Here is a 19,036-nt window from a genome sequence, read left to right on the forward strand (position 1 = left end):
ACGAAAAAGAGCAGCCCTTTATTTTCCACAAAAAGCATTTAATCAAGGTCCATATTAAACCAAGCCTCTAGCTCTTTGATTTTAGTATCAATTTTCTTTTCTAGCTCGTCAACAGTATCTGCTGCAACGATATCCCCTTCAACCATGGCAAACGGGGTTAAATAACATTCCCCACAATTGTTCAGGCATCCGTATTCGATCACATCGTAATCTGGATTTTCCTCCAGCTTATGCATTAGCTTGTCTGTTCCGTGACCCATGTTACTGGCACAAAATTCAATAATTGGTCTCATGATGATCTCCCTATTCCGCCTAACCATTTTATTTTTTAACTTTTTGTACTATAATGAACTTACGAAAGGAGTGATTGAGAAATGAGTGAGAATGCACAAAGCACCGAAATGTATGATGAAGTATTGGAAGTGCTGGATAAGCTTCGTCCGTTCCTGCAACGCGATGGCGGCGACGTTGAACTGGTCGATGTAGAAGACGGCATCGTTAAGTTGAAACTTATGGGTGCCTGCGGCAGCTGCCCAAGCTCCACGATCACCTTGAAAGCCGGGATTGAACGCGCCCTTCTTGAAGAAGTAGAAGGCGTACAAGAAGTTATGCAAGTATTCTAATCCCATTCAATATCATTCCCGATCCTCCTCTTCAGGAGATCGGGATTTTCTTATTATAGAGGATTTACACTTCCCCTACAACATACAGCATAAAACCCGCATGCCATTAGGCAGCGGGTTTTATGCTGTATTAGAGATCAAGTCAGCTTTCTGTCTTAAAATGCTGGAATGATCGAGCCTTTGTACTGTTCTTCAATAAAAGCTTTAGCTTCTGGAGAATTCAGTGCAGCGGCAAGCTTTTTGATTGCATCAGATTCTTTATTGTCAGGACGAGCTACAAGGATGTTAGCATAAGGGGAATCCGTACCCTCAATGAACAAAGCATCTTTAGTAGGAACTAGGTTAGCTTCCAAAGCATAGTTAGTGTTAATCAAGGCAAGATCTACCTCATCCAATTGACGACCTAACATTGCTGCATCTAGCTCGATGATTTTAAGGTTTTTCTTATTTTCAGTGATATCTGCTTGGGTAGATGTGATGTTGGTATCATCTTTCAAAGAAATCAGTCCATTTTTAGCAAGCAGGATCAGTGCACGACCACCGTTTGTAGCATCATTCGGGATGGCAACTTTCGCACCATCAGCCAGCTCGTCGATGGATTTGATTTTTTTGGAATAAGCACCAAAAGGTTCAACGTGAACGGCTGTAACAGAAACTAGATCCGAACCGTTCTTTTGATTCTGGTCATCCAGGTAAGGTTGATGTTGGAAGAAGTTAGCATCCAGATTCTTCTCTGAAAGCTGAACGTTTGGTTGAACATAGTCAGTGAATTCTTTGATTTCTAATGTAATTCCTTGCGCTTCAAGCAATGGGGCAATAGCTTTTAGGATCTCAGCGTGTGGAACAGGTGAAGCACCAACCACCAATTTTACAGGTTCTGCGGAAGACTCAGTTGCAGCACCATCTTTTGGTGCATTAGTAGCAGCCGATTTAGAAGCATTATTGTTATTGCCGCAAGCAGCCAGCACCACAACCAGTGTCAGACTAAAAAAAGTAAGTAGTAATTTTTTCATTTTAAATCCCCCTCTTATCCTTGGTATTTGTATGAATAAGGCTATATATGGACGTACCTTATTTCCGTGTGAAATGTCGTACTAGTCGATCACCTGCCATTTGTAGCAATTGCACCAGTATGACCATCAAGACTACAGAGATAATCATAACTTCCTTCTCATACCGGTAATATCCGTAACGAATCGCTAGATCCCCTAGCCCGCCGCCGCCTACCATCCCGGACATTGCCGTATAGGAGACCAGTGTAACCAGTGTGATCGTAACCCCAGCGAGCAGACCTGGACGAGCCTCTGGCAAAAGAACACGCATAACGATCTGATTCGTGGATGCTCCCATCCCTTGCGCCGCTTCGATTACTCCACGATCCACTTCTCTTAATGCCGTTTCCACCAAGCGAGCAAAGAATGGAGCTGCACCAATCACGAGCGGTGGAATCGTACCGAGTACTCCGATGGAAGTTCCAACAACGGCTTTGCTAAATGGAATTAATGCTACCATCAAAATGATAAACGGTACCGAACGTAGGATGTTTACAACGAACGATAAGACCGAGTAAATTACTCTGATTACTATACTATTCGATCTTCCCCATAAATACAATAGAATTCCGAGTGGTAAACCAAGAATAATTGTGAACAATCCAGAGAATATTAACATTTGCAAGGTAGCAACTGTAGCATCCATCATTTCTTGCCAGTTTAAGTCTGCGAAATTCATTACGAAATCACCTCCACTTCAAGGCCTTGAGCGGTTAGTTCGGCTATCGTCACAGCGATCGCTTCAGCTGGACCTTCGAACCGAACAATCATTTGTCCATAAGGTACGTCTTTTATCGTTGAGATGGTACCATGCAGAATGGCGAAGCTAACACCTGTCTCACGTACTACATTGGAAAGTGCAGAGCCGTAGGTCTTCTCTCCGAAAAAAGTAATTTTGACGGCCTGAGAGTTGTCCCCAGCAGCAGCGTCAAGCGCCGTACGAAGGGGGCCCTCATTCTGTGATTCACTGCGAATGAAATCGCGAGTGACCTCATGCTGCGGCTTCAGGAATACCTCCGTGACTTTACCTTGCTCAACGATACCACCACCATGAATGACCGCAACACGGTCGCAGATGCTCTGAATCACGTGCATTTCGTGAGTGATCAGCACAATGGTCAGATGGAATCGTTTATTAATATCGAGCAATAGCTTAAGAATAGAGTCTGTCGTTTGTGGGTCAAGCGCAGAGGTTGCTTCGTCACACAGCAGCACATCAGGGTCGCTGGCAAGTGCCCGTGCGATGCCGACCCGCTGCTTTTGTCCTCCTGATAATTGGGAGGGATATTTATCCCTGTGTTCTTCAAGCCCCACTAAGGCAAGCAAATCTTTCACTTTAGTATCAATATCTGCTCTCGAGGTGCCTGTGAGTCGCAGAGGAAAAGCAATGTTATCGTACACCGTCGCAGAAGATAGCAGATTGAAATGTTGAAAAATCATCCCAATTTTGCGCCGCTGTTCCTGCAGCTGACCTTGAGTAAGCTTAGTTAGTTCAATGCCATCTACCCAAACTTCCCCTTCTGTCGGACGCTCCAACAGATTAATGCAACGGATCAATGTACTTTTCCCCGCTCCAGAATGGCCAATAACTCCGAATATTTCACCTTTCTCGATAGACAAATTCAATCCGGAAAGTGCTGTAGCCGCATGGCTGCCTTTTCCATATACCTTTGTTATTCCTTTTAGATTAATCAACGCTCGTCGCCCCCTTTATAATTCACTTATTCCATACAAAAAAACCTCTGACGATCGATGCAGATCGCAAGAGGCTCTGTGTGTTTATTTAGACAATGCCTTCTCATCTGCCAACGACCACAAACCTTGCGTCATTGTAGGAATTAGCACCATGACATTTGTACATAACGCTAATCGCGCTGTATACAAATCGGTTGCCGGGCTTCATCGGGCCTATCCCTCCGCCACTCTCGATAAGATATAGAGTATGAAATTTTATGTTTGAATTCGTACAGACTTTAATGCAAGCATAAGTATAGTAAGTTTCTTGTTTTTTGTCAAAAGGAAATATCTTGAACGCTTAGGATTGTACACGCTTTGCCTTGCTTATTTCCTTACGCAGCTGTTCATTGCTGTAGCTGAATGCCGCGATTAATGTTTTACAGTTCATTTCAAGGGACTGCTTTAAATCCTCAAGATGGCTATCTAAATCCTCAAGCTGAATTTTGTCATGCAAGCCTTGATGCCGCTGCCATAAATCATCCTGCATTTCGGAATTCATATAATGAATTTCAGCATTTCTGCGCTTGCGTAGATTCTCCAGTGGATCACGATAAGAGTTCTTGATCTGTTCCAGTTGATCCGCTAATGCAGGATGCACATTCAATAACTGAAGTTGACGCAGCACTGTAAAATAAGAAAAGTGCGTTTTTAATTTGGAGGTTTTGAGGTCATAAAAATGATTCAGTACCGTTCCAAGCTTGTCCAGAAGAGAGAACACACGAATAAATCCATCTTTATAAAAATAAACATACCGCGCATAATCGCCTTGTTCCACTGGTGACATATCGTCCATATAACCAGCGATTACCGATTTCCGGTAAAAAGCAGCTGCGAACCAGCTTTGCTCCAATTCATCCAATGAGGAGATCAGTCCACGTGTCCAAATCTCCAGCTTGCGGTATTCATGGTCATTATCCTCATGAGCGTTCATTTCCTTGCGCAGTAAGGCTGCAAATGTGGCCATGTTCTCCATCGCGTCAGCCAATACACCGCTGTTCTTTCGAGGCGGCTCTCCAAGTATAACCCGCAGCATATCCCAGTCCTCCTAAAGTTTTGTCCAGCACCACGATATACCGATTTCCACTTTATTATTCCGCAGGTAAAGCGACTCTATCCACGGTGGGAACTTTCTACCAAGGGTGTTACAACGGTGTCATTGGATTCGTTGGATTTTTTTCAACAACTACATTTCTCGCGCGATTCAGCTGCCAGACTCTTACACTCATATAACATAAGACACCAAACAAACTAGCGATCAACAAAATATGAGCCAAAGCGGCAAATATGTACAATTTTTCATTATCTAGTGTGTAAACAACAGCAGCTCCACTAAATACCTGCATCAAGCACAGCAGAACAGCCGCTACGCCAAGAGCTCTTAGCTCTGGGTAATCCTTATGTTTCCAAAAAGCTAAATGTCCAAGCACCGCAGTAAAAATGAATAAGATCAAAGCCGCAATCCGGTGCGTAAAAACAATACCTACTCCCCCGGAAAGCTCGGGAACCCATTCACCGTTACAGAGCGGCCAGCCAGAACATCCACCGCGCGAATCCGTATGACTAACAAAGGCTCCAATATAAACAACAACATAGGAATATAAGGCCGTGAAGCAGGTTAAATTGCGGAAAGCCTTACTGACGGGTTTCTTCTGAAGCTCCATCTTAGGATCGTACTCACCTGCTTCATGTCGCCTTTTAGTTCCTAGAGCCAGCATTAGAGAACTTGAAAAAGCAATCAAGGAAAAGCCCATATGCAGTGCCATTACAGCAGCAGATTGGGATTTAATCACTGCAAGCGCTCCCATACCACCTTGAACAATTACAAACAGCAACGTCATAAATGCATATACTAACAAGTCCCTCCGATTTCGAGCATAACGCCAAAAGGCAATCATCGAGGCAAGTGACAATAACCCTGCCAATCCGCTAAACAAGCGATGGGTGTATTCAATCATCGAACCTACAGTATAGGCCGGAATCAATTTCCCATGACAGAGCGGCCATTCATTTCCGCATTCCAATCCCGATCCAGTCTTCGTTACAACCGCTCCCCCTAGTACAGCGAGGAACATGATAAGGCAAGTAAGATAACTAAGCCATTTCAACTGATTTGTCGACAAAAATATCACCCGCAGTTTTTAGTAATGAAGAAGCATCTTAAAAAACCACCGCTTTTGCTCGAACAGGCGAAAGCGGTGGTTTTCCGGAATTACTGTTGAAGGCTTTGATGCACTTGAACCGCTTTATCCAGGAAATTCTCAATTTCCTCGCGGGATTTACGTAATTTATTAACGAATCTAACCAGTTCACGTCCATCGGAATACGCGACAAAGCTTGGAATACCCATAATATTTTGTTCCTGACTAACGTCACCCACAGCATCAACGTCAACCTCAACCAGCGTTAAACGATCTGCATAGGCTTGCTCTACCTCAGGAATAAAAGGATCGATAAATTTACAATCTGAGCACCAGTCCGCCTTGAAGATGGCTACAGTTAATCGAGGAGATTGAATGGCTACCTGAAATTCAGCAGGAGAACTAATTTTGTCCATAGCTTGTTCAGTCCTTTCTTCCATATCTGTCAAATTTCTATTCTTTAAGTGAAGCAAAATGTCATGCAGAAGTCAAACTTATTCTCTCATACGAACACGCGCAGGCTGCAATTTCATCAGCGGATGGAGCAATTTTTGCAATGCACGCGGATAACTGGAGATTTCCTGTTTAGTAAGCACACCCAGTACAATTAGCATGACCAGATAAATAACAACAACTGCGGCCCCTACAACAAGACAAGTGATCAGAAACGCCAGACGTGCAGGCATTAGATCTGTTAACAGAATTCCAGCTTGGTTAAGTCCAAAACCAATACCACCGGACACCAGAACCGCAATTGCGAAGCCACCCCACCGTTTACCCATAATTTCGAAAGGTACAATGGATTTCAGCATCCGTAAGTTAAGAATAGTAATAACTACGAAACAAAGTGCTGTTGCGCCGATAATGCCGTAGATCCCAAATATCTTACTTAGTAAGAAGCTTGCGACTAATTTAACAATAATACCCACTAGCACATAATACATTGAAATGCGTGATTTGCCCATACCGAGCAAGATGGAGTTCGTTGTCATCATGGTGATCTGAAAGATCGTTCCAATCGTAAGCATCGCCACAATTCCGCTTCCGTCCAAGCTGCTGAACAATAACCCGTTTACAGAATAGGCTGCTGCCACAAGTGCCAACACAATTGGCATCCCTGTCAGGATAGAAATCCGCAAAGCAAGTGTGATTTGCTTCTTCAAGTGTCCCTCATCACGACGGGCATAAGCAGCTGAAATGATCGGAATCAGCGAGGTTCCTAGCGCAATGGCTAGTACCGGTGGAATTCCAGCCACACTTTGAGCACGCGTGGTTAGTATACCCAAAGCTGCTGTTGCACTCTCTCTACCCATCTGATCGATAAGCAGTGGAACAGCCAAAGAAGTATCAATCACATTCACTACGGGAATCGTAAGTGAAGAGAGTACGATCGGAATTGATAGTGTGAAAATATCCTTATAAATTCCCCAAATCGGCAATTTTTGAGTGGTATCGTAATTTAATCCTTGCTGCTTATCCTCTCGGCGCAGCTTGATTGCAAAATAAATCATGACACCAAATGCTGCAATACTACCAATTACGCTACCGAAGGAGGCTCCCGCAGCTATAGTTGTATTGTTATACCCCTGCTGTAATAGAATATAAGCTAGTAAAATAGCGACTAGTACGCGAGCGAACTGCTCTACAATCTGTGAAATACCACCAGCCATCATATTGTTGCGCCCTTGAAAATAACCGCGCATCATGGCAATCGCCGGAAAAAGTAAAAGCGCAGGTGCAATAGCCCTAACTGCCATCGCTGATTCAGGTACGTCAGCAATATGTGTCGCATAGAACGGAGCGCCGAAATACAGCAATGCAGTCATAACTACCCCTGCTGCTACCGAAAATATCAATGCTGCATGATACACTTGTCTAGCTTCTTCTGGACGATTCAGAGCGTACCGCTCGGAGACCATCTTACTGAGCGTACTTGGAATACCTGCTGTAGCCACGGTGAGCAGCATTAAATAGATATTGTTCGATACCCCAAATGATGCTCTCCCCACATCATCAAAAATATGATCCAGCGGCACCCGCTGGACAAGCCCGAGTACCCTTGCCACCAAAGCTGCAGCAGCAAGGATAAGCGTGCCTTTTACGAAAGACTCTTTCTTGGACAAACCATTTCCCCTTCTTCACTGTTAAAATTAAAACCGGACGACCCATATAAAAAAGAGGACGACCATAATAATTTGTAGCACAATTTTGACAACAGTACTACTAAACAACCCAAGTATTGATCCTACACTTACTTTGGCAGCTTTAGCTGGTGAAGAACCTACGATCAATTCTCCTATAAAGGCACCCAGAAACGGACCAATAATAAGTCCAAAGGCTGGGATTACAAAAGGACCAATGATTAGCCCAATCGTACTCCCGATAATCGATGAACGTGAGCCGCCAAATTTCTTAACGCCCCACGCCCCTACAACGTAATCAGCAATAAATAAAACTACAACGATCAGCGTTTGAATGATCCAGAACCAGACACCAAAAGGCTCGAAAGAAAAGAACCAGCCATATACGAAAAAGGCAAGATAAATCGCAAGCGCACCCGGCAGTATAGGGTACACAGCCCCCGCTAGCCCTACGGCAAATAAAGCAATAATAAGAATCCAACCCAGGATCGTCAACACTTAACCTCCTAATAGCAAATATGCTCTATGGATTCACTTCGCAATAGCTTCATTAAAAATATATTTTTGAATGACTTCTGCAATTCCATCATTATTATTAGAAGCCACCACAACGTCAGCCTCTTCTTTAACCGTCTCCTGAGCGTTGCCCATGGCAACCCCAAGCCCTGACTGCTGAATCGCTGCAAGGTCATTGAGGCTGTCACCAACCGCTATAACTTGGGACATGTCTAGTCCTAGCAGCTTACAGACTTCCATGATTCCGGCTGCTTTATTCACTCCTAGAGGGTTAATCTCCAGGTTATGTGGAGAGGAGTTCGTAATCTCCAATCCACCCATATCTTGAAGACGAAGCAGCAGTTTATGACGAAGCTCATCATCTTCGGTGTGATAACCGAATTTAAGCCATTCTCTGCCCGTTACATCCCCAACCCAGTTATCCTGTTTGTGGACTTTTTCCGTAGAATAGGCCCAGAACCAGATGTCATCTTCTTTAGCAAGTTCATACATTTGTTGTACCAGCATAGGATCCATCAATGATCGCCGATAAATTTCATGTGGTGCTCGCCATATCTCACTACCGTTCACAGTAATCATAGGTGTTTCTAGTCCAAGCTGCTCAGCATATGGAAATGCACTTGTAAAAGCTCGGCCTGTCGACAGACAGACATGAACGCCTGCGTCGACCGCCTTTTGAAGCCATTTCACCGTTGTAGGTGTAATAATCTGTTCATCATTCAGTAGGGTTCCATCCATATCCAAAGCAAGCAGGCGGTATTTGGCAGTCATTGCCACCCCTCCATTCTTTTATGCTCTCAATAGAGCAGCTGTTTATTTTTTAATCATTATTCACCTTAGAGTCAAAGTTACTGAGTACCTGTAGTCGTTCCTTCATTCGCAGGATCATTTGTATTATTACCTGACTGTAGACTCTTCTTCGGAACGCCATCAAGTCCATATTCCCAATCATAAGCATCAAAAATTTTACGTGCGACCGGCGCGGCACTCTGGGAACCAAAGCCTCCTTCTGGAATAACTACGGCTACTGCCAGCTTAGGGTTATTTCGTGGGGCATAAGCAATAAATACACCGTTATCACGAATTTGACCCTTTGCCACTTGTTGAGATGTTCCCGTCTTACGAGCAAAATCATAAGGGAAATCAGAAAAAGCACTAACTTCACTTCGCATACCCTGTTGAATTTCTTTCCAGTAGGATTTATCGAAGGCTGTTACTTCATCTATTACCTCACGACCGAACTCCTTGACTACTTTTCCGTCAGCATCTGTAATCTTGCTAACTAGCTGAGGTTTGATCCGCTGTCCTTCATTAGCAAGTGTAGCTACGTATTGGGCAAGCTGCAACACCGTATAACTACCTTGTTGGCCGAAAGAAGCATATACAAGTGCCGCTTGGGCGCTACCCGCAGCCTCTATATTGGTATAGTTAATCTGTCCTAAGAATTCATTTGGCAGACCACTTCCCGTGGATACACCAAGTCCAAACTCTTTCATATACTTATCCCAGACATCTACGCCTTTGCTTTTGTATTTGTCATACAATCGTTTACCGATCATGTCCACCATGAACGCATTCGACGATTTCTCAATCGCTCTTGCAGGGTCCATAGAACCGTACACATGTCCTCCGGAGTTTCTTACCTTAGTTTCATGACCTGTTTTACCAAAAGTCGCGAAACCTCTATCCGGATAGTAGGTTGAGGTTGTAAAGAGACCTTCATTCAGACCCACGAGTACGCTCAAAGGTTTAATTGTTGAACCTAGTAGCAGTACAGACCTAAGTCCATTACCTGACGTCCCTGAAGAAATCGGATTAATGGTACCGTTCTGGTAGTTATCCATGATACTGTTCCAGACATCTGTGGATAAGGATCCCGATGTCCAAATATTCGTATCGTAGTCCGGCATACTTGCCATACTGACGATATTCCCCGTATCGACTTCCATCGCTACAGCGTAACCAGTTAAAGCATTAGGATGCGTTTTACCCTGTACAGTATTGGAATGCAACCACTTAATCTGATCCATAATCGCCTGCTCTGTCTTCATCTGAATGTTCTTATTAATAGTTGTCCAGACGTCATTGCCTTTGACAGGAGGGACTACACGTTCGACTTTCTCTGCCATGTTCTGTGGATTGACGGAGATTTCCTGATAGCCGTTTTGTCCCCGAAGCTCTCTCTGATACTGCAGCTCCAGGCCGTCAAATCCGACAAATTCGTCGTCCTTGTACGTTAGTCCTGGCTCCGGATTGTTCTTCATAGCATTTAAGATATTCTTATAAATATTAAGGCTGTTTGCTGATTTAAAAGGCTTGATATAACCTATCGTCTGTACGGCAACCGTATCTTTATCGTAATGACGAATGCTTTCCTCGACAATTTCAAGGCCTGGGTATTCTCCCTTATGTTCCATGAAATAGGCCACCTCCTGAGTAGTCAGGTCCGCCTTAATTCGCCGTGCCATAAAGCCAAGTGATTTCCGGAAATATAAATCCAGTGCGTCAATAACATCTGCTTCTTTCATCTTCTCAGCTTTTGGATCACCATATTTATTGAAATCAGCTACCAGCTTGGCTGCCAATGCATCTGACTTGGCTTTAGCTTCTGGAGTTAGGGTAGTTTTACCGGTAATTTTATCTGTTTGCTTAGCGGTATACTCCTTATTGAGCGTAATATACAGCGATTGAACCGGCGTTGAGTACGCTAACTTCTCACCTTCAGCAGCATAAATTACACCTCTCATGGAAGCTAGCGGTACATTTTTGGTATCTCTGCTTGTCTCCACTTCAGTTAAAGTGGGTCCTTCCACGAATTGCAACACAGCCAGGCGTATAATAATTACGCAAAATATAACAAACGTGCTAAAGAAAAACACGTTAAGTCGCAGGCCTATGGAACTTTTACTGTTGGTCTCATCTGGAGGTGAGGCCTGCTTACGGAAAAAACTCACAGTTTATTTCTCTCCTTTTTCTCTAATTATTCTTGAACGGGGTCTGACGCAGGAGTGACATTCTTTTTCGGCACACCATCGAGCCCGTACTCCCAATCATAGGCATCAAAAATTTTACGAGCAACCGGAGCAGCGCTTTTGGAGCCAAAGCCCCCTTCTGGTATAACAACCGCTACGGCCAGCTTCGGATTTTCTCGCGGAGCAAAGGCAATAAATACCCCATTATCACGGTTTATATTTTTTCTGTCTGTTTTTTCAGAGGTACCTGTCTTACGTGCAAAATCATAAGGAAAATCATCAAAGGCACTAACTTCACTGCTCATCCCCTGTTTAATCTCTTTCCAGTAGGATTTGTCAAACGTTACCGTATTAAGCACTTCTCTTTGAAATTCCTTAACCGCCTTACCTTGCGCATCCGTGATCTTGCTAACGAGTTGAGGCTTAATACGCACTCCTTCATTTGCAAGAGTAGAAGCATACTGGGCAAGCTGCAATGTAGTATAACTGCCCTGTTGGCCAAAAGAAGCATAGATAAGTGCGGCCTGCGAGCTGCCTGCGGCCTTAAGATCAGTATAGTTAATCTGGCCCGCTGATTCACCTGGGAGACCACTTTTCGTAGATACACCCAGCCCGAACTCTTTCATATATCTGTCCCATACCTCAATGCCTTTATCCCCCGGATATTTCTTGTAAAGTTGCTTACCCACCATATCAATCATAAATACATTAGAGGAATTCATAATCGCCTTGGCCGGATCTAGTGAACCATATACGTGACCCGATGAATTTCTTACGGATGATTTATTATCCTTACCGAAATAAGTAATGCCCACATCTGAATAGGTTGTTGAGGTATTAAAGAAACCTTCCTTTAAACCAATTAACACACTTAATGGTTTGATCGTAGATCCCATAAATACAAGTGAACTAAAATCATGACCTGATCTACCAGATGAATTCGAAGTAATCGTACCGTTTAGATGATTATTCATTATTTTATTCCAAACAGGTGTTGGTAAGGAGTCTTTAGTCCATACATTTGAATCGTAATCCGGCATGCTTGCCATGGCGACAATATTACCAGTCTCCACTTCCATTGCTACGGCGTATCCGGTTAAAGCATCTGGATGCGTCTCACCTTGAACAGCATTGGAATGCAGCCATTTAATCTGATCCAATATGGCCTGTTCTGTCTTCATCTGAATCTTCTTATTAATGGTCATCCAAATATTATTACCTTTTACAGGAGCAACGTTCTGTTCAACCTTCTCAGCCATATTCTGAGGAGTCACCGAAATGACCTGATAACCATTTTCTCCTCGTAACTCTCGTTGATACTGCATTTCCAGACCATCAAACCCCACATATTCTTCTGCTTTATACATAAGTCCAGGGGGAGAATCTTTTTTCATTTCACTACGGACATTCTTATACATCGCTATATCTTCAGTCGATTTAAACGGCTTTCCAAAGCCGACTGTCTGCACCGCTACCGTATCTTTATCGTAGTGACGAACACTCTCCTCCACGATCGTTAGCCCCGGATAATTGTCTTTATGCTCCATGAAATAGGCTATTTCCTCTGGAATTAATCCAGTCTTGATCCGTCGCGGCACATAACCTAAATACTTTTTGAAATCTAAATCTAATGAATCCAAGATATCTTGCTGCGTCAGCTTCGGTGCATTCGGATCTCCATATTTAGCAAAATCAGCTGCAAGCCTTGCTGCAAGCATATCGGAGTTGTACTTCGCCTTCTCCGTATGTGAGGTCTCACCCGTTACTTTATCTGTCGTTCTAGCTGTATAATCTTTAGTTAATGTAAGGTAAAGCGACTCCGTAGGTGTTGAATAGGCAATCTGCTCTCCTTCGGCAGCAAAAATAATCCCACGCATCGCTGCGAGCGGAACAATTTTCGTTTCCCGGCTCGTTTCTTCTTCACTCAACAGAGCTCCCTCAGTAAACTGTAAACCTGCAAGACGTACGATAATAATACAAAAAATAAAAAAAGTGCCAAAGAAAAAAATATTCAGTCTCAAGCCTACAGAATTTCTTGAAGATATCCCGTCCTTAGGCGGGAGCTGCTTACCAAACAAACTCACCAGCTTTCTCCCCTTCTACAAGCATAAACGCCTTGACCGTCCTTATAAGGAAGGTAAGTGTTTAAGCGAGAAATATAAGACATAAAGTATAGTGCTTATACTTTCTTATATTTTTAAAAAAATGTCTGACAACCCTTTGCCTGAGACATTACTCTTATGATGAAGGTGAGTTCTTAGCTGCTTATTGTGAGCATGCCCTCGCATTTAAGTTAGAACTGACGTTACTTGAGTTTATTGTACCACACCCCAGGAGTTCAGCGCCCTCACTCAGAGGGCGTTCTCCCTAATATGCGTTTCATCAAAATCCTTCGGATTGAACCAATCTCCACTGCTAGCCCAAGTCGGATCCAGCGGAATCCAAGCTTGCCGATCACTTATATATACTTCATTCCAAGCATGTGCACCATAACCGCCACGCCCATCATAACCCTGACCTGTTACAACCCGTACCTGCAAGCCCTGTGAACGAGCCATCACAGCGTACAGTCGGGCATAGTCTATACACACCCCTTGCCGAGTGTCGAATGTATCCTGTGGTGTCTGTTCATGCCAGACCCTGTTTTGCAAATAATTGTCAGCTTTAGCATAATCGTAAGTCACGCGTGTACCTACCCAATCATAGAGAAGTCTCGCTTTTTTCTCTTCATCTTGCGCTTGTCCAACAATGTCTTCTGCTGCTCCTATAATATCCTGAGGAATTTCATGATCGATAACCTCATATTTTCTGCGAAGGATATCATTCATCTCTGCTGCAACAGTCTTTGTCAGAATAGGAAGTTTCTTCTGCACAGTCTCACCAACAATAGGTTCAAATACAGCAGCAGCGCTCTGACTATAGATTGGAGAGGACTCCACATAACGACTAAATCCACTCTCCGGATTTAATCCAACACAGATGAAAAGAGCGAGAACAATTACCAGACTACGCATTAAGCCGATAATTAATCCAACCATTGCTCCTCCCATACGGCTTACCTGCGTAATCTTTCTGTCTTTAAACTTCTTAATACGCCGCAATTGTGGAAAAGGAAGCAACATGGATAACAGTCCTAAGAGCATACGAATTAACAGATAAGAAATCAGGAGTAACAATAGAAATCGAACTAGCGGTGATTCTGATAACACAGACACCGCCGTATAATAAATTTGCTGCCACTGTGTAAGCTTCGTATCAGGAAGACTAATACCCGATGCCCAAGTCTCTACATAGGGATTGAGGTAGGCCGCAGCTGGGATAGCTAATACCAAAGATGCTATAGTAAATAATCCTGTTCCCAGCAGCCCAAATAACCTTCCGGTAGCGCTTGAGAAACCTCTGCTCCAGCCTTGCAATAGAGAGAAGACTACAACCAGCAGGAGGGCGATGGAGATGATATTAGCATCACTCACACTAGTCATCCATCCGTTTATCATATCCGCTCTCTCCTTTCAGTCGCGTGCTTGCTCGCTTGTTATATTTTTGAGTCCAAGCCTGTTATTGATGTTTTCGGGCTTCCTCGATAAATGTTTTTGTCGTATCTGTAACACTCCACTTCCCAAGACTCACACCACGGAAAGTAACCTCTACTTTATCTTCACCCGCTGCGCCCTTCACTTCAATATTCGGCGTTGTAATCGTAAAGGTCCCGTCTCCATTTGAAGTGTACTTCGCATCCTGCGCTTCTTTAAGCATAACCTCTTGCGCTTCCTTCTTTAGCGTGCTTACCGTTCCATCTGCCACCTTATTCACAGCGTTACCAATTTGGTCCATTGTAACACCACTATAGATGAACAAACCTACAACGATCACAATGACAATCGCCCATTTCAGAACGGTTTTAACCAAATTAACAACCGCAAACAGCAGGACAAGCGCAATTACAATAACTAGCCAATTTTCCCTTATAAACTGTGACCATACCTCTGGATCCATCAATCTCACAACACCCCTATCGCCTAGTTTCGTCCCAAGGATTCTCTCTTCCCATAGACATAACGCCAATATTAATTATTATACATGAATACCCATCATAATTCATGGTTCCACCCTCCGTAAAAGGTATACCTACCAGCGGAATTAAAAAAGCGGTATAAGCCCTCTCTGTCCCACGTAAAGTACAAGTAGTGCTTAAGAATTCGTTCTTCATTATTACGCCGTCCTGCATTCACTTGTGCTGTAGGTGGCTCTCGGAGGTGTTTCCCTGTGAAAACTGCGCTGTGGCTATACTTATTTCTCTTTTTGGCGTTCTTCGATTTACATGCTCAGTATCCCGTCCTTACGCCCTTTGCCATCTCTCTTGGTGCGGGACCCACCTTTATTGGCTGGATGATGGGCATGTACTCGTTGACCCACCTTCCCGGCAATCTGCTTGCAGGCGTACTAGTCGATCGTAATGGCTCCCGCCGCTACATCGTCTTCAGCCTTGTCGCAGCGGGAGCTATCCTACTGCTGCAAGCTCATGTACAGCTTCCATGGCATCTGCTGATGCTAAGAGCAGCAAGTGGATTCGTGCTCGCTTTCCTCTCTCCAGCCTGTATGACGTTACTCGCTTCTTTGTCATCGGATGCCACAGAGCAGGGTAAATATATGTCCGGACATGGTATCGTTCATACGTTAGCTTCAGTTGTATCGCCTGCTGCGGGAGCTTTTATCGTAGCAAAAGCCGGCTACTCTGGCACCTTCACCACACTTGGATGGCTCCTTATCGCAACAGGAATCATGGCTTTTTTTAGTGTACCTGCACCTTCGAGACATATATTAAAGCCGCTAAGCTCAGCGCAATCAGCATTAAAAGTTCCAGATAAACCTTCTATACCAACGAAAGATGATGATCTGGTATCCAAACGGTATTACCTTTTACCTTTTTTCGTTTCCTGTTCACAAGGCGTTCTCTTTTTCGAGCTCCCACTATCTCAAACAGGGAGCAACAGTATTCTTTCCACTGGTATACTACTGTCACTCCTCAGTTTAGGTGCTTTGGTAACGCTCAGCATGCTCTTCCTGAACCGTCTTTCTCCGGGGGGAAGAATAGCAGCGGCATTACTGGGAATGGCCATCAGCTTCTTTGCACTCGCTTCATTTCACAGGATTCCGACTGCTGCGATTCTTTTTATGCTCGGCGCAGCCAAAGGAGTGTTGTTTCCTGCAATGGCATCACTCTTTATTAGTCTCGGTGGCCCTGGGCGAATGGGTCGGACTTTCTCCATGCAGTCGATAGCCATGTCACTTGGTGCATTCGCTGGGCCCGTGGCTGCTGGACAGCTAAGGTCCTTCGTTTCTCCTTACTTCATAGCCTTTCTACTATTAATGGTAGCATTGCTTCTTCTTCCACCTAAAAACACTGGTAAACTATCGAACCTCACTTCCAAATGGAATGGGCGAGCCGCATGATTCTTTGCTTTTACGACATTTCCCGGGGAATGAAGACTTTCTTGCAGAAACAGTTGTTAAAAATGACGATCCTTCGGTAAACTATAATGAGCCTGAAGCTTGGACCCATTCCCGGAGGTGATTGTCAACTAATGTCCATAACGATTATTGTCGAAGGTAAGAACGATCGCAGCAGATTACGCCGCGTGCTGGTACCGGAAGTAGAAATCCTATGTACCTTTGGTACATTAAATACACTAAAATTAGAATCCCTCCGGCAACAAGTAGGAGATGGAGAAGTATACCTTTATTTGGATAACGATAGCTCTGGCAAAAAAATACGCAGTGTGCTCCGGGATGCCTTCCCTGATGCCGATCATATTTATACTCGTCGCGGATATGCTGGTGTGGAGGGTACGCCTGATGAATACAACATCACTCAGCTCGAAAAAGCCGGATTAGAAGATTTCATCATCTACCCTGAACCACTTCCATTTTAGCTGAAACAAGTATAAGGATAATGTATAGCATGAAACTTATACTATCGTATATTTAAAAAAACGCCTTTTTCGTTATCCGCTCAATAAAGAGGGATTCGAAAAAGGCGTTTTTAATGTTTGATATTCTATTCCCGAGCCAATTTCGTCAGCTGATCGGCAAGAAATTCAGGAGTTACGTTCTCCGTATCTCCTGCGTCATACAATGCACGAAGTTGATTGTCTCGGTCAACTAACGCTATACGGTTGGCATGTACGAAATTTTCTTTGGAATTCCCTGCGATTAGTACTTTAAAAGAATCCGTCGCTAACTTACGAACTTCTTCCTGATCCCCCCGCAAGAAATACCATCCATCATAATTCGCCTGAAACCGGTCTGCAAAAGCCTTAATAGCTTCCCGAGTATCATTCTTCGGATCAAAAGAGATAGAGACAAAACCCGTATCTTTACCAAAACTGCCATCCTCGACCAGAATCTTCTGTGTCTGAGATAACAAAAACGTAGTTATAGGACATACATCCGGACACTGTGTAAAAAAGAAGTATACCAGCCGTGCTTTACCTTGTGTATCAGCCAGAGTAACCTGGTCTCCATTCACATTTTCAAGAGAAAAGTCCTGCACTTCTCCGATTACTGGCAATTTTTCTTTTCCTAAATTCAAAGAGTTAATTGCCAGATAACCAGCCATAATCAAAGCAAGTATTAGCAGAAGCCAAGTCCATTTATAACGCTTAAAGGTTTGCACGGACACGTATACCCTCCCTCTTCTTAACCGTGAATCGTATTCAATACAAGTACGATCAAACTAACTGTCAGGTAGTTAATGGAGAAGAGGAAATTCTTCTTCGCCCAGACTTCATCATCTTTAGCCTTAAAGCCCATCAAGGTCAATACTAACCAAGCCAAGGACAACGCTGATGAAATGATTAGAAAAAATATGCCTGCGTAATCATAGGCGTACATTAACACTGGAATAGGCAGCAAAAGGGCTACATAAGGAATCATCTGAAACTTCGTACGTCGCGTTCCTTTAACTACAGGTAGTAATGGAAATCCTGCCGCTCTATATTCTTCTTTACGTCTAATGCCCAACGCCCAGAAGTGAGGGGGTTGCCATAGAAACAACATGGCAAAGATCAGCCAAGCGCCTAGATCAACCGTTCCTGAAACCGCAACATAACCAATTACCGGGGGCATTGCTCCAGAAATCGCACCTACTGAGGTGCTCCATGTTGATGTCCGCTTCAACCAAAGCGTGTATACTACTACGTAAACGAACATGCCAACAATTCCAAACAGACCGGCAAGCATTCCTGAAAAAGCAAACAGCACGATCAAACCTGCAATACCAAGCCCAATGGCGTATAATAATACAGTGTTTGGTTTCAGTCGTCCTGTAGGAAGCCCCCGTTCACGGGTTCTTTCCATCTTCATGTCCAGATCCCGGTCGAAATAGTTATTAAAAACGCAGGCCGAAGCCATAACCAGCATTGTACCGAGCAGAGTCAGAACTAATCTGCCGTAATGAACATCCCAACCCGAGGCCAACCAATATCCCGCAAAGGCCGCAATAAGGTTAGATCGGATAATACCAGGTTTTGTTACAGCAATGAAATCACGCCAGCTAGCACCTTCCGGTGGAGATTTTGCAGACATGGCTGCAGAGTCGGAAGAAGCTTGAAATGTTATATGATTGTCCACACCTAATGATCCTCCTTCTAAACGAACATGTAACGTTCTAACCGAAGTTTTTTAACTTCGCTGTTAACTTTATCATAACAAACCCGTGAAGACTTTGACAGTCATGGAACAGTAAGTTCATGAATTCGACAATTACGTGACAATATTTATTTTGTATTTATTTCAATCCCCTTAATAACCAGAGCTGTATTTGGGTAATTATTAAATAGAGAACTTCCGAACAAC

Annotated in this window: 19 protein-coding genes and 1 riboswitch; of the genes, 3 read left to right on the top strand and 16 right to left on the bottom strand. The window is 43.7% G+C overall.

All coding sequences use genetic code 11. The features are described 5' to 3' along the window. Window positions 1-38: 38 nt before the first annotated feature. Entirely contained in the window at window positions 39-293 is a 255-nt protein-coding gene (locus tag NYE25_RS16230) for a YuzB family protein (protein WP_042191582.1), read from the bottom strand. A gap of 81 nt (window positions 294-374) precedes the next feature. On the opposite strand from NYE25_RS16230, the gene NYE25_RS16235 reads away from it, so the two are divergent. Further along, window positions 375-623 carry a NifU family protein gene (locus tag NYE25_RS16235; protein ID WP_042130899.1) on the top strand — a complete coding sequence of 83 codons (249 nt, stop codon included), beginning with the start codon at window positions 375-377 and terminating at the stop codon, window positions 621-623. 155 nt (window positions 624-778) lie between these two features. Here NYE25_RS16235 and NYE25_RS16240 read toward each other — a convergent pair whose 3' ends face one another. From NYE25_RS16240 to NYE25_RS16300, 13 genes are all read right to left on the bottom strand, one after another. Continuing rightward, the gene (locus tag NYE25_RS16240) at window positions 779-1,636 is read right to left on the bottom strand and encodes a MetQ/NlpA family ABC transporter substrate-binding protein (RefSeq protein WP_341051819.1); all 858 of its coding nucleotides are present in this window, start codon (window positions 1,634-1,636) and stop codon (window positions 779-781) included. A gap of 58 nt (window positions 1,637-1,694) precedes the next feature. After that, the gene (locus tag NYE25_RS16245; protein ID WP_339243424.1) at window positions 1,695-2,354 is read right to left on the bottom strand and encodes a methionine ABC transporter permease; all 660 of its coding nucleotides are present in this window, start codon (window positions 2,352-2,354) and stop codon (window positions 1,695-1,697) included. Beyond that, on the bottom strand, window positions 2,354-3,370 hold the full coding sequence (locus tag NYE25_RS16250) for a methionine ABC transporter ATP-binding protein (RefSeq protein ID WP_076300346.1): 1,017 nt from the start codon (window positions 3,368-3,370) through the stop codon (window positions 2,354-2,356). The genes NYE25_RS16245 and NYE25_RS16250 overlap by 1 nt, the downstream gene beginning before the upstream one ends. A gap of 100 nt (window positions 3,371-3,470) precedes the next feature. After that, a riboswitch (SAM riboswitch) is annotated at window positions 3,471-3,610 on the bottom strand. Window positions 3,611-3,710: 100 nt separating this feature from the next. Continuing rightward, window positions 3,711-4,445 (bottom strand): Cthe_2314 family HEPN domain-containing protein, encoded by a 735-nt coding sequence (locus tag NYE25_RS16255; protein WP_042191592.1) that lies wholly within the window; start codon window positions 4,443-4,445, stop codon window positions 3,711-3,713. 109 nt (window positions 4,446-4,554) lie between these two features. Beyond that, a complete protein-coding gene (locus tag NYE25_RS16260) occupies window positions 4,555-5,532 on the bottom strand; it encodes a COX15/CtaA family protein (protein ID WP_341146382.1) in 978 nt (325 codons plus the stop codon). Between the two features lie 89 nt (window positions 5,533-5,621). Continuing rightward, the gene (locus tag NYE25_RS16265) at window positions 5,622-5,966 is read right to left on the bottom strand and encodes a thioredoxin family protein (protein WP_042194485.1); all 345 of its coding nucleotides are present in this window, start codon (window positions 5,964-5,966) and stop codon (window positions 5,622-5,624) included. Window positions 5,967-6,044: 78 nt separating this feature from the next. Further along, window positions 6,045-7,673: a putative polysaccharide biosynthesis protein gene (locus NYE25_RS16270; RefSeq protein ID WP_341051806.1), complete on the bottom strand. Its 1,629-nt coding sequence runs from the start codon at window positions 7,671-7,673 to the stop codon at window positions 6,045-6,047. Between the two features lie 27 nt (window positions 7,674-7,700). Then, on the bottom strand, window positions 7,701-8,186 hold the full coding sequence (locus tag NYE25_RS16275) for a DUF456 domain-containing protein (RefSeq protein ID WP_076285251.1): 486 nt from the start codon (window positions 8,184-8,186) through the stop codon (window positions 7,701-7,703). Window positions 8,187-8,222: 36 nt separating this feature from the next. Then, complete coding sequence (locus tag NYE25_RS16280; RefSeq protein WP_341146383.1) at window positions 8,223-8,978, bottom strand: Cof-type HAD-IIB family hydrolase; 756 nt, start codon at window positions 8,976-8,978, stop codon at window positions 8,223-8,225. 77 nt (window positions 8,979-9,055) lie between these two features. After that, a complete protein-coding gene (locus NYE25_RS16285) occupies window positions 9,056-11,161 on the bottom strand; it encodes a peptidoglycan D,D-transpeptidase FtsI family protein (RefSeq protein WP_341146384.1) in 2,106 nt (701 codons plus the stop codon). A 26-nt stretch (window positions 11,162-11,187) separates the two neighbouring features. Beyond that, window positions 11,188-13,263, bottom strand: a complete 2,076-nt coding sequence (locus tag NYE25_RS16290; protein ID WP_341146385.1) for a peptidoglycan D,D-transpeptidase FtsI family protein — start codon at window positions 13,261-13,263, stop codon at window positions 11,188-11,190. Between the two features lie 267 nt (window positions 13,264-13,530). After that, window positions 13,531-14,676 (bottom strand): transglutaminase domain-containing protein, encoded by a 1,146-nt coding sequence (locus NYE25_RS16295; RefSeq protein WP_341146386.1) that lies wholly within the window; start codon window positions 14,674-14,676, stop codon window positions 13,531-13,533. A 61-nt stretch (window positions 14,677-14,737) separates the two neighbouring features. Continuing rightward, on the bottom strand, window positions 14,738-15,175 hold the full coding sequence (locus NYE25_RS16300) for a hypothetical protein (RefSeq protein WP_042191604.1): 438 nt from the start codon (window positions 15,173-15,175) through the stop codon (window positions 14,738-14,740). 270 nt (window positions 15,176-15,445) lie between these two features. On the opposite strand from NYE25_RS16300, the gene NYE25_RS16305 reads away from it, so the two are divergent. Together NYE25_RS16305 and NYE25_RS16310 are read left to right on the top strand one after the other, a co-directional pair. Further along, entirely contained in the window at window positions 15,446-16,633 is a 1,188-nt protein-coding gene (locus NYE25_RS16305; protein ID WP_341146387.1) for an MFS transporter, read from the top strand. Between the two features lie 131 nt (window positions 16,634-16,764). Then, entirely contained in the window at window positions 16,765-17,112 is a 348-nt protein-coding gene (locus NYE25_RS16310) for a DNA primase (RefSeq protein ID WP_076285257.1), read from the top strand. Window positions 17,113-17,237: 125 nt separating this feature from the next. Here the strand turns inward: NYE25_RS16310 and NYE25_RS16315 are convergent, their stop codons facing one another. Both NYE25_RS16315 and cyoE read right to left on the bottom strand, forming a co-directional pair. After that, window positions 17,238-17,861: an SCO family protein gene (locus NYE25_RS16315; protein WP_305953490.1), complete on the bottom strand. Its 624-nt coding sequence runs from the start codon at window positions 17,859-17,861 to the stop codon at window positions 17,238-17,240. 17 nt (window positions 17,862-17,878) lie between these two features. Then, entirely contained in the window at window positions 17,879-18,811 is a 933-nt protein-coding gene (cyoE, locus tag NYE25_RS16320) for a heme o synthase (protein WP_042191612.1), read from the bottom strand. Between the last annotated feature and the right edge of the window lie 225 nt (window positions 18,812-19,036).

Source organism: Paenibacillus sp. FSL E2-8871 (genome assembly GCF_038000345.1).
GTDB lineage: Bacteria > Bacillota > Bacilli > Paenibacillales > Paenibacillaceae > Paenibacillus_AQ.

Coding starts and splice junctions, on each gene's coding strand:
- NYE25_RS16310 (WP_076285257.1), top strand. CDS start 16,765: ATGTCCATAACGATTATTGTCGAAGGTAAGAACGATCGCAGCAGATTA.
- NYE25_RS16280 (WP_341146383.1), bottom strand. CDS start 8,978: ATGACTGCCAAATACCGCCTGCTTGCTTTGGATATGGATGGAACCCTA.
- NYE25_RS16300 (WP_042191604.1), bottom strand. CDS start 15,175: ATGGATCCAGAGGTATGGTCACAGTTTATAAGGGAAAATTGGCTAGTT.
- NYE25_RS16245 (WP_339243424.1), bottom strand. CDS start 2,354: ATGAATTTCGCAGACTTAAACTGGCAAGAAATGATGGATGCTACAGTT.
- NYE25_RS16255 (WP_042191592.1), bottom strand. CDS start 4,445: ATGCTGCGGGTTATACTTGGAGAGCCGCCTCGAAAGAACAGCGGTGTA.
- NYE25_RS16295 (WP_341146386.1), bottom strand. CDS start 14,676: ATGATAAACGGATGGATGACTAGTGTGAGTGATGCTAATATCATCTCC.
- NYE25_RS16230 (WP_042191582.1), bottom strand. CDS start 293: ATGAGACCAATTATTGAATTTTGTGCCAGTAACATGGGTCACGGAACA.
- NYE25_RS16265 (WP_042194485.1), bottom strand. CDS start 5,966: ATGGACAAAATTAGTTCTCCTGCTGAATTTCAGGTAGCCATTCAATCT.
- NYE25_RS16235 (WP_042130899.1), top strand. CDS start 375: ATGAGTGAGAATGCACAAAGCACCGAAATGTATGATGAAGTATTGGAA.
- NYE25_RS16240 (WP_341051819.1), bottom strand. CDS start 1,636: ATGAAAAAATTACTACTTACTTTTTTTAGTCTGACACTGGTTGTGGTG.